This is a genomic window from Streptomyces capoamus (genome assembly GCF_014654935.1).
Taxonomy (GTDB): Bacteria; Actinomycetota; Actinomycetes; order Streptomycetales; family Streptomycetaceae; genus Streptomyces; species Streptomyces capoamus.
The window spans coordinates 30310-40298 of record NZ_BNBF01000032.1; the positions used below are offsets into that span (position 1 = coordinate 30310).

The following is a 9989-nucleotide window of genomic DNA, read 5'->3' on the forward strand; positions in this document are numbered from 1 at the left end:
CGGAGGTGCCGAGCACCCCGCGCCGCTGGAGTGCCTCGCGCACGCCCGGTTCGACGGTGCCCAGGTCCTCGCCGATGACGACGGCCCCGGCGCGGGTGGCCTCCAGGGCGAGGAGGGCGAGCATGGCGTCGGCGTCGTAGTGGACGTAGGTGCCGTCGGTGGGCGGGCTGCCCTGGGGCACCCACCAGAGCCGGAACAGGCCCATGACGTGGTCGATGCGCAGGGCGCCCGCGTAGCGGAAGAGGGCGCGCAGCAGGTCGCGGTAGGGGGCGTGGCCGGTGGCGGCGAGCCGGTCGGGGCGCCAGGGCGGCAGGCCCCAGTCCTGGCCGCGGGCGTTGAAGGCGTCCGGTGGCGCGCCGACGGACATGCCGGCCGCGTACACGTGCTGCTGGGCCCAGGCGTCGGCGCCGGACGGGTGGACGCCGACGGCGAGGTCGTGCACGATCCCGACGCGCATGCCGGACTCGCGGGCGGCGCGCTGGGCGGCCCTGAGCTGGCCGTCGGTGAGCCAGGCGAGGCGGGCGTGGAACTCCACCCGGTCCGCGAGGTCGGCTCGCGCCCGGGCGGTGGCGGCCGAGCGGGGGTCGCGCAGCCCGTCGGGCCAGTGGTGCCAGTCGGGGCCGTGGAGTTCGGCGAGGGCGTGCCAGGTGGCGTGGTCGTCGAGGGCCTGGCCGTGGGCGGCGCGGAAGGCGTCGTAGGCGGCTCGGCGGCCGGGGCCGAGGGGGACGGCGAGGACGACCTCCAGGGCCTCGCGCTTGAGTTCCCACACGGCGTCGCGGTCGATGAGGGCGCCCTTGTCGAGGACGGCGGCGCGCAGCCGTTCGGCGCGCTGGAGGAGGCCCGTCAGGCGGTCGCGGTCCTCGGCGTGGGCGAACTCGGGGACGTCCTCGATCCGCAGGTGGACGGGGTCGGGGAAGCGGCGGGAGGAGGGACGGTACGGCGAGGGGTCGGTGGGGGCGCCGGGCACGGCCGCGTGCAGCGGGTTGACCTGGATGAATCCGGCGCCGGCGGTGTGTCCGGCCCAGCCGGCCAGCTCGGCGAGGTCGCCGAGGTCGCCCATGCCCCAGGAGCGGTGGGAGAGCAGGGAGTACAGCTGGACGAGGAGGCCGTAGGAGCGGCCGGGCGGGGCGGGCAGGCGGTCCGGGGCGACGACGAGGTGGGCCTGGCCGGTGCGCCCGTCGGGGGCGGTGGCGGTCAGCCGGTGGACGCCGAGGGGCAGGCCGGCGGTGTCCTCCCGGTGCTCCCCGTCCTCGGTCTCGACGTGCAGCCGGGTGCCGTTGGGCAGGGCGGTGAGGGCGGCGGGCGGTTCGGCGCCGGTCCACCGGACCAGCGTCGGCGGCAGCAGGCGCTCGCGCAGCTCGCGTTCCCGGGCGGCGAGGGCGGTGCGGACGGCGTCCGGTCGGCTCGCGTCGACGCCGAGGGCGGCGAGGGCGGCGGTCACGGCGGCGGCGGGGACCTGGACGGTGCGGTCGGGGGCGGGCCGGTAGGAGGTGGCGACCCCGTGCAGCTCGGCGAGCCGGGCGAGGTCGGCGGAGGGCTGGCCGGGGGGCTCGTCGGACGCCGCGGCCATCTACAGTCCCGGCGTGAAGGAGTCCGGGACCGGGTCCGACTCGCTGGTCAGCGGGGCGGCCTCGGCGAGCGGGGGTTCGCTGGTCAGCGGCTCGGCGTCGGGCAGCGGCGGCTCACTGGTGAGCGGCACCTGCGCGCCCGCGCTCTCCGCGTTGAAGGCGTACAGCGGTGCCTCGTCGGTGTCGGCGGAGGGTTCCGCCACGGGTTTCGACGGGGCGGGGATCGTGCATCGAGCCGGTGCGGCCACGAGGGCCTCCTTGTCGGTGTACGGGTGCTGCGGCTGTGGAGGGGGTCAGGGCAGGCCTACCCAGTGAGCCCGGCGCCACGCCCGGGAAATCCGGTGCCGCGGTGATCCGGCGCCGGCCCGGTGGCCGATAGAGGGGGTGTGAGACTGTTCCGCCCCATGGGGGGCCAGCGGGAGACGGACGACGGGAGCGGCGCGGACGCGGCCCTGTTGCGGGCCGTCGCGCAGGGGGACGCGACGGCGATGGCCGCGCTGTACGACCGGCACGCGGGGTGGCTGCACGCGCGGCTGACCCGGCGGTGCGCCGACCCGGAGCTGGTGCGGGAGGTGCTGCAGGACACCTTCGTCACGGTGTGGCGGTCGGCGGCCGGGCACCGCGGGCAGGAGGCGGGGGGCTGGCTGTGGACGATCGCGGCGCGCCGGCTGGTCGACGCGCGCCGGGCGCAGGAGCGGACGGTACGGGTCGTGGGGCCGCTGCCGGAGCCCGGGTCCGCGGGGCGGTACGAGTCCGCGGCCGCGCCGTCCGCCGAGGACCGGGTGCTGGCCGGGCTGGAGTACGGGGATGTCGGTACCGCGCTGGACCGGATCTCCCCCGAGCTGCGGGAGGTGCTGCGGGCGACGGTCGTGGACGGGCTGAGCACCCGGGAGGCGGCCCGGCTGCTCGGCATCCCGGAGGGCACGGTCAAGTCCCGGGCCCGCCGGGCCCGCGCCGAACTGCGGGAGGCACTCGACCGGCTGGGCCCGTCGCCGCTGGGAGGTACGGCATGACGCAGCGCAACGCACACCTGTGGCACGCCTCGGAGGACCTGGTCGCCCGCTACGCCGCGGGTGTCCTGCCGGAGCCGGACGCGTGGTCGCTGGAGAAGCACGTGGAGGGCTGCGCGGGCTGCGCGTCCCGGGTGTCGGCCGCGGTGCGCGGTACGGCGGCGGGCGCGGTGCTCGCGCAGGTACGGGCCGCGGTACTGGAGTCGGCCCCGGCGCCGGTCGCGCGGACGGCCCCGGCACCGGTGGTGGCGGGCGCGCCGGAGGCCGCGGGGGCGGCCGGGTGGCCCGCGCCGTCCCGGATCGCCCGGCTGCTGTGGGCCGCCGGGCCCGCGGTGCGCGGGGCGTGGCTGCCGGCCGTGCTGGGTGTGGCGGTGGCCGCGCTGGCCCTGGCGTACGGGGCCGGCTTCCCGGGCGCGCGGGCGCTGCTGCTGGCCGTCGCGCCGGTCGTGCCGGTCGCCGGGGTCGCCCTGTCCTACGGCCCGCACGCGGATCCCCTGTACGAGGTCACGGCGGCCACCCCGGGCGGCGGGCTGCGGCTGGCGCTCACCCGTACGGTCGCCGTCCTCGCCGTGAGCCTGCCGTTGCTGACCCTCACCGGACTGCTGCTGCCGGCCTCGGGGGCGCCGGCCGCGGCGGCCTGGCTGCTGCCGGGCCTGGCGCTGGCGCTGGCCTCGCTGGCGCTGGCCTCCTTCGTGGGGTGCCGGGCCGCGGCCGGGGTGACCGGCGGCGGCTGGCTGTGCGCCGTGCTGGCGCCGGCGGCCGTGGCGCCGGACGGGGCGGCGACCGCGCGGCTGGCCGAGCAGCTGGCCCGTTGCCTGGACGGCGCCGCCGCGCAGGGCGTGTGGGCGTCGGCGGCCGTGCTGAGCGCGGCGCTGCTGACGGCCCGCCGCCCGGCGTACGACCGGCCGCTGCGCCCCTGACGGCGCGTCCCGCCGCCCCGTCGGCGCGCCCGTCCGACATGTTCCGCTTCCGGGACCACCGACTGCCGTGGTCCCGCGTCCTGCCCTGGAGAGACCGATGAGTTCCCTACGTGTGACCGGGCTGCGCGTCCGGCACCGCAAGACGCTCGCCCTCGACTCGCTCGACCTGGCCCTCGGCACGGGGGTGCACGGGCTGCTCGGGCCGAACGGGGCCGGGAAGACCTCGCTGATCCGGGTGCTGGCCACGGTGGCGCGCCCGGACGCCGGCCGGGTCGAGCTGCTCGGCGAGGACACCGCCGCCCACCGCGGCCTGGCCGGGGTGCGGCGCCGGCTGGGCTATCTGCCGCAGGACTTCGGCTACTACCCGGGGTTCACGGTGCGGGAGTTCGTGGCGTACGTGGCCTGGCTGAAGGAGATGCCGGCCGCGGACGTGCCGGCGGCCGTGGAGCGGGCGGTGGCCCGGGTCGGCCTCGCGGACCGGATCGACGCCAAGGTGCGGACGCTGTCCGGCGGCATGGTCCGCCGGGTGGGCATCGCCCAGGCGATCGTCAACGACCCGGCCGTGCTGCTGCTGGACGAGCCGACCGCCGGCCTGGACCCCGAGCAGCGGGTGGAGTTCCGCGGGCTGCTGCGCGAGCTGGGCGCCACGGCGACCGTGGTGGTCTCCACCCACCTGGTGGAGGACGTGGCCGCCGCCTGCACCGAGGTCACGCTGCTGGACGCGGGCCGGATCGCGTACCGGGGCACGCCGCAGGCGCTGTCGCTGCTCGGCGAGACGTCCGGCGGGCCGGGCGACCACCCGATCGAGCGCGGGTACACGGCGGCGTTGCGCGCGCACCGTGCGCCGGGTGCGCGGGAGGCGGTGTGATGGCCCTGCCGGCCGCATCGCAGGCGCCTGTGCGCGCGCCGCACCCGCTGCGCGCCGAGGCGGTGCGGGGCTTCGCGCCGTGGGCCGGGGCCGCGGTGCTGCTGACGGCCGGCACCATGCTGGCCGCCACGGCGGACCGCTGGCAGGGCGACTGGGCGGCGACCGCCACCGAGGTGCACACCGCCCTGATGATCACCCTTCCGCTGGCCGGGGCGGCGGGCTGCTGGCAGGGCGGCCGGGAACGCCGGCGCGGCACGGAGGAGCTGTGGGGGACGACCGTACGGCCGCCGCTGGCCCGGCTGCTGGCCGCCGCCCTGCCCGTCGCGCTGTGGGCGGCCGTCGGCTACGTCGCCGTGGTGCTCCTGGCCCTGCTCGCCACCTGGCCGTACGTCCAGGGCGACCGGATCCACCCGGCCCTGCTGCCGGGGGACACGGTCGCCATGGCGGCGGCCACGCTGATCGGGCACGTCCTGGGCCGGGTCGCGCCCGCCCGCCTCGCGGCGCCGCTGCTGGGGGTGGCCGGCTTCCTGGGTCTGGGCACCACGCTGGGTGCCCGTTCGGCCGCCGTGCGCGCGCTCAGCCCCGTGACCAGTTCCCTGGACGAACTGCCGGTGTGGTGGCAGTCGGGCGTCATGGCGGTGTGGACGGGCGGGCTGGCCCTCGCGGCGGTGCTGGCGTGCGCGGCCCGGCGGCGGGTGACGGTCCTGCTGCCGCTGGCCGCCGCGCTGACCGCGGGCACGCTGCTGGCGCAGACCGGGGACGGCCTGTGGCGTCCCGACCCGCTCGCCCGTCGCCAGGTGTGCGACACGTCCGTGACTCCGGCGGTCTGTGTTAACGCCCGGTACGCCGGGATGCTGCCGCAGGTCAGGGACACCCTTGCGGGGATCACGGGGAAGCTGGAGGGGGTGCGGAACCTGCCGGCGCGCTGGGCGGACCACGCCGGCGCCCCGCACGCCGACGAGGCACAGCTGCCGGGCATCACGCCGCTGGGCTGGTCGACGGTACGGGGCCGGCTGACCGATCCGCAGGAGTTCGCCTGGGAGGCCGTCACCGCGCTGGAGGGCACGGACTGCCCCGAATCGATGATGACCGAACGCGTCCTCTGGGCGGACGACGCGGTCGAGTCCTACCTCGCGCCGAACGCCCTGCAGAGGAAGGGGTTGGTGCCCGGCGACGGCCCCGCCGAGGAGCGCAGGCTCCTCGCCGCGCGCGCCCGGCTGGCCGGCATGCCGGAGCGGCAGCGCCGCGACTGGCTGTCGGCGTACTTCGCGGCCCGCGCGGGCTGCGATCCGAAGGAGGTTCCGGCACTGTGAGGACGACCCACGGCCGCACGGTGAGAACGACCCATGGCCGCACCGTGAGGACGGCCCACGGCCCGCTGCTCTACGCCCGTTCCCGGGCGCTCCCGCTCACCCTGGCCGCGCTCGCCGGTACGGCCCTGTTCGCGGTGTGGGCGGCCGGCCGGCTGGACGCCTACCTCGACCCGGGCCGCCGGGTGCCGATCGTCGCGCTGGCGCCGCTGCTGGCGTCGGCGGTGATCGGGACGAGTCTGTACAGCGCCTCGGACGAACTGGACCGTACGGCCGTACGGCCCTGGTGGCCGCGCCGCCTGGGGCAGCTGACGGCGCTGGCCGCGCTGGCCGCGGCGCTGGTGGCGCCGGCCGTCCTCGGCCACGCCGAGACCTTCGGGGCGCCCGCAGTGGTCCGCAACACGCTGGGCTGCACCGGGATCACCGCGGCGGCGGCCGTGCTCCTGGGCGCCCGCCTGAGCTGGCTCCCCGCGTTCGCCTACGTCACCGCCGTCTACCTGGGCTCCGCGACCGCGCACGGCCGCGCGGCCGCGGTGTGGGCGTGGCCGATGCAGCCGGGCGCGCAGCGGGGTGCCTGGGCGGTGGCGGTGGCCGCGTTCGCCGTGGGGGCGGTGCTGTACGCGGTGCGCGGCGCGCGTCCGGAGGGGTCGCGGGCCTGATCCCGGGCGGCGCGGCGGGCCCGGATCCCGCCGCGCGGACGCAGCGGCCCGGATCTAGGCGGAGATGCCGTCGATCCGGGCCAGGGCGTCATCCGCGCCGTAGGGCTGCAAGTACGGCAACCAGCGCGGGTCGCGGTGCCCCGTGCCGATGATCCGCCAGGCCAGCCCGGTCGGCGGGGCCGGTTTGTGCCGCAGCCGCCAGCCCAGCTCCACGAGGTGGCGGTCGGCCTTGACGTGGTTGCAGCGGCGGCAGGACGCCACCACGTTGTCCCAGACGTGCTTGCCCCCGCGGCTGCGGGGGATGACGTGGTCGACGCTGGTTGCGACGCCACCGCAGTACATGCACCGGCCCCCGTCGCGGGCGAACAGCGCGCGGCGGGTCAGGGGAACGGGCCCCCGGTAGGGGACCCGGACGAATCGCTTGAGCCGGACCACGCTGGGTGCGGGGAGGGTGACGGTCGCGCTGTGCAGATAGGCGCCGGATTCCTCTAGGGAGACGGCCTTGTTCTCCAGGACGAGGACGAGCGCGCGGCGGAGCGGTACGACGCCGAGCGGCTCGTACGACGCGTTGAGGACCAGGACATGCGGCACGGGTGCCTCCTTGGGCGTCGGCGGCGCGTGGCTCGCGCCGGGACGATCTGCAGTCAGTCTCCCCTCAGGCCTGGTGCGAGCGCCACCATGTCCCGGTAACGGGCTGGGAGTGTTTTCGACCACACCTGATGCATCCCCCGGACCCGGGTGGGTTCAAGCCCGCGTGAGCCGCGTCTCTCCTGTCCGCCTCCTGTACGGAACGGCACGGGGCACACACGTTGCCCCGTTAGTGTGGTGGTCCTGTCCGTCCGGTGACCTTTTCGTGACCTTGACCGCCCCGCCGGTGCGGACCGCGCAGCACCTGGGAGGTACCTGCCGTGTCGTCCCTGCCCGCCGCCCTCTTGGCCGCCGGGGCATCGCCGTCCCCGACCCCGTCGCCGTCGGGCTCCACCGCCCCGGCCGTGCCGACGCTCCAGGACGCCCAGGACAGCGCGACGAACGCGGCGAGCTGGGTCGAGCAGAACTGGTCGACGTGGCTCGCGATGGGGCTGCAGATCCTGCTGGTCGTGGTCGTGGCGGTCGCGCTGCGTGCGGTGGTGCGACGGGCGATCACCAAGCTGATCGACCGGATGAACCGCACCGCGCAGTCCGGGGACGGCAGCGCGCTGGGCGGGCTGCTGGTCAACGCCGAGCGGCGGCGGCAGCGGGCGGCGGCGATCGGCTCGGTGCTGCGGTCGGTGGCGAGCTTCCTGATCCTGGGCACGGCCGCCCTGATGGTGCTGGGCACCTTCAAGATCAACCTGGCGCCGCTGCTGGCGTCGGCGGGTGTCGCGGGTGTCGCGATCGGTTTCGGCGCGCGGAACCTGGTCACGGACTTCCTGTCCGGCGTGTTCATGATCCTGGAGGACCAGTACGGCGTCGGCGATGTGATCGACGCGGGTGTGGCCACCGGCGAGGTGATCGAGGTCGGGCTGCGCGTGACCAAGCTGCGCGGCGACGGCGGAGAGATCTGGTACGTCCGCAACGGCGAGGTGAAGCGGATCGGCAACCTCTCGCAGGGCTGGGCGACGGCCGGGGTCGACGTGACCGTGAAGGCGAGCGAGGACCTGGACCGGGTCAAGGCCACGCTGGACGAGGTCGCCGAGAAGATGAGCAAGGAAGAGCCCTGGAACGAGCTGCTGTGGGGCCAGGTCGAGGTGCTCGGCCTGGACTCGGTGCTGATCGACTCCATGGTGGTCCGGGTCTCGGCCCGGACCATGCCCGGCAAGTCCGTCACCGTGGAGCGGGAACTGCGCTGGCGGATCAAGCGGGCGTTCGACGCGGCGAGCATCCGCATCGTGGGCGGGGCGACGGCCGTGGAGGACGCCGAGGACACCCCGGATCCGGCCGCCGCGGTCGCCGCCCCCTCGGCCTACTCCAACGCCGACTCGCCCCAGACGGCGGCCACGGCCCCGATCACCCCGCAGCGCGCGGCACCCCCGGCGAAGTAGCGGAACGGTCCGGCACACACGTTCGAGTGAACGGCCGGGCATTCCGGCGCGCGGTGGGCGGGAGTACCGGATCGTCCCGTCCATGAGCAGCGACCGTCCCCCGGCGCCGGACCTCATGGCCCGCATGGAGCCCGTCCGGCTCCTCGCGGCGTGCGAGGCGGCCTCCCCGATGCCCGTCCGGCCCGAGTTCATCGAAGGCCGGGCCCACGTACCGCTGGCGCCGCCCTGCGCGGGGCACAGCGCCGCGGTGCTGGACCTGGCCCTGCAGCTCCGCTCGGCGGCTGTCCCGGGCGCCGGCACCGGCAACGGCTTCCGCTTCACCGACCCGGCTCTGCGCACGACGGCGCTGGTCATCCCCGATTTCTACGTCATGCGCCGCAGCCCGACGCGCACCGACGAGGCGGGTTTCGACGCCCACCCCGGCTGGTACCCGGCGGGCCTGCTCGCCCTCGTCGGTGAAGTCACCTCGACCAACCACGAGACCGACACCGGTCCCAAGTTCCGTACCTACGCCGCCGCCGGCATCCCCGTCTACGTCCTCGTCGACCGCCACTCCAGGACGGCCCACTGCCACACCGGCCCCGTCCTCCCCGGCGACGACCCCACCGAGGCGTACTACGCCACCGACACCAAGGTCACCCTCGGCGACCCCCTCCCCCTCCCGGCGCCGTACCCCGTCCTCGACACGGCCCCGTTCGTCAGCGACTGACCGGGCCGCAGGCCAGTCGGTATGCCTCGCGGAGCCAGGCCTCGGCGCCGGGGTCGGTGCCGCAGGCCAGGGAGTCGCCCTGGGGGACGTCGAGCCAGGTGGTGACGCTGCCGTAGTGCGGGCCGTCGGGGCAGGTCACGGCGAAGCTCGCGTCCACCACCTTCACGGCCTCCGCGGTGGCGAAGCGGCCGGCGCCGGCGGAGCGGATCCGGTCGGGGTGGCGCGGATGGCGGGCCGTGCTCTCGCCCGGAGCCATCAGGCTGCCCGGTTCGTAGCCCAGGTGCCGGGCGAGGGAGGCCACCACCCGCTCCCGGGGCGGCGCGGCGCCGTCCGTCCGGACCGAGGCGACGACCGTGCGGACGGGCACGTCGCGGAAGGTCGTCCACCCGGCGTCCTTGCCGACCGTGACCACCGGGGAGACACCGGTCAGCCGGGTCTCCTGCCGTACCGCGCCCCAGCGGAACGTGCCGGAGCCGCAGGACGGCGATGCGGAGGACCGCACCGAGGCCATCGCCCGCGGCGCATCGGCCCGTTGCCCCGTGCACGCCACCGCGCCCAGCAGCAGCACCGCCAGCGCGGTCGTCGTACGGGCGTTCCTCACGCGCTCTCCTCGGCTCTCGTCAGCTGGCACAGCGCCACGAACGGACCCGCCCCGCGCAGTCCCGGCAGGCCCCTCGGCCGCTCGTCCGCGCGCAGCAGGAGCCGGGCCTCGCCGGAGGACCGGTCCACCGTGAGCGAACCGGTGACGGCGTGCGGGCCGCGGAACGGACGCCAGCGGAAGTCCCGCGACTCCCCCTCGCTCCTGACGTCGCGGGCCCGTCCGGACTTGGCGAGCACCGCCCGCAGCCGTTCGGCCTCCGCCGCCGGGAACGCCCGCTCCTGCACCGCCGCGAGGGCGTCGGCGGTGACCGGCAGGCCGGTGCC

Annotated in this window: 11 protein-coding genes and 1 pseudogene; 7 read left to right on the plus strand and 5 right to left on the minus strand. The window is 76.5% G+C overall.

Features of this window, described 5'->3' with window-relative positions; translation table 11 throughout:
• Both malQ and IE312_RS33820 read right to left on the minus strand, forming a co-directional pair.
• Positions 1 to 1570, minus strand: a 1570-nt coding sequence (malQ, locus tag IE312_RS33815; RefSeq protein WP_229900755.1) for a 4-alpha-glucanotransferase, incomplete at its 3' end; no start/stop codon positions are given.
• Positions 1571 to 1816 carry a hypothetical protein gene (locus tag IE312_RS33820; protein ID WP_189986050.1) on the minus strand — a complete coding sequence of 82 codons (246 nt, stop codon included), beginning with the start codon at positions 1814 to 1816 and terminating at the stop codon, positions 1571 to 1573. It lies immediately after the preceding gene.
• Positions 1817 to 1972: 156 nt separating this feature from the next.
• On the opposite strand from IE312_RS33820, the gene IE312_RS33825 reads away from it, so the two are divergent.
• The 5 genes from IE312_RS33825 (at position 1973) to IE312_RS33845 (ending at position 6335) form a co-directional block, all read left to right on the plus strand.
• A complete protein-coding gene (locus tag IE312_RS33825; RefSeq protein ID WP_189986082.1) occupies positions 1973 to 2581 on the plus strand; it encodes an RNA polymerase sigma factor in 609 nt (202 codons plus the stop codon).
• The gene (locus tag IE312_RS33830) at positions 2578 to 3498 is read left to right on the plus strand and encodes a zf-HC2 domain-containing protein (RefSeq protein WP_189986051.1); all 921 of its coding nucleotides are present in this window, start codon (positions 2578 to 2580) and stop codon (positions 3496 to 3498) included. Before IE312_RS33825 ends, IE312_RS33830 begins: the two co-directional genes overlap by 4 nt.
• 97 nt (positions 3499 to 3595) lie before the next feature.
• Complete coding sequence (locus IE312_RS33835; protein ID WP_189986052.1) at positions 3596 to 4366, plus strand: ABC transporter ATP-binding protein; 771 nt, start codon at positions 3596 to 3598, stop codon at positions 4364 to 4366.
• Complete coding sequence (locus IE312_RS33840; RefSeq protein WP_189986053.1) at positions 4366 to 5679, plus strand: hypothetical protein; 1314 nt, start codon at positions 4366 to 4368, stop codon at positions 5677 to 5679. The genes IE312_RS33835 and IE312_RS33840 overlap by 1 nt, the downstream gene beginning before the upstream one ends.
• Positions 5680 to 5723: 44 nt before the next feature.
• The gene (locus IE312_RS33845) at positions 5724 to 6335 is read left to right on the plus strand and encodes a hypothetical protein (RefSeq protein ID WP_189986054.1); all 612 of its coding nucleotides are present in this window, start codon (positions 5724 to 5726) and stop codon (positions 6333 to 6335) included.
• A gap of 54 nt (positions 6336 to 6389) precedes the next feature.
• Here IE312_RS33845 and IE312_RS33850 read toward each other — a convergent pair whose 3' ends face one another.
• Positions 6390 to 6926, minus strand: coding sequence for an HNH endonuclease (locus tag IE312_RS33850; RefSeq protein WP_189986055.1), 537 nt, complete (start codon positions 6924 to 6926; stop codon positions 6390 to 6392).
• Positions 6927 to 7243: 317 nt separating this feature from the next.
• Here IE312_RS33850 and IE312_RS33855 point away from each other — a divergent pair, with 317 nt between their 5' ends.
• Together IE312_RS33855 and IE312_RS33860 are read left to right on the plus strand one after the other, a co-directional pair.
• Positions 7244 to 8356, plus strand: a complete 1113-nt coding sequence (locus IE312_RS33855) for a mechanosensitive ion channel family protein (RefSeq protein ID WP_189986056.1) — start codon at positions 7244 to 7246, stop codon at positions 8354 to 8356.
• A gap of 82 nt (positions 8357 to 8438) precedes the next feature.
• Positions 8439 to 9065: a Uma2 family endonuclease gene (locus IE312_RS33860; protein ID WP_189986057.1), complete on the plus strand. Its 627-nt coding sequence runs from the start codon at positions 8439 to 8441 to the stop codon at positions 9063 to 9065.
• Here the strand turns inward: IE312_RS33860 and IE312_RS33865 are convergent.
• Complete coding sequence (locus IE312_RS33865) at positions 9055 to 9666, minus strand: hypothetical protein (protein ID WP_189986058.1); 612 nt, start codon at positions 9664 to 9666, stop codon at positions 9055 to 9057. The genes IE312_RS33860 and IE312_RS33865 overlap by 11 nt on opposite strands.
• Positions 9663 to 9989: pseudogene (locus IE312_RS43055) on the minus strand (hypothetical protein); the annotation flags it as partial. The gene IE312_RS33865 and the pseudogene IE312_RS43055, both read right to left, overlap by 4 nt.

Coding starts and splice junctions, on each gene's coding strand:
- IE312_RS33825 (WP_189986082.1), top strand. CDS start 1,973: ATGGGGGGCCAGCGGGAGACGGACGACGGGAGCGGCGCGGACGCGGCC.
- IE312_RS33830 (WP_189986051.1), top strand. CDS start 2,578: ATGACGCAGCGCAACGCACACCTGTGGCACGCCTCGGAGGACCTGGTC.
- IE312_RS33835 (WP_189986052.1), top strand. CDS start 3,596: ATGAGTTCCCTACGTGTGACCGGGCTGCGCGTCCGGCACCGCAAGACG.
- IE312_RS33840 (WP_189986053.1), top strand. CDS start 4,366: ATGGCCCTGCCGGCCGCATCGCAGGCGCCTGTGCGCGCGCCGCACCCG.
- IE312_RS33860 (WP_189986057.1), top strand. CDS start 8,439: ATGAGCAGCGACCGTCCCCCGGCGCCGGACCTCATGGCCCGCATGGAG.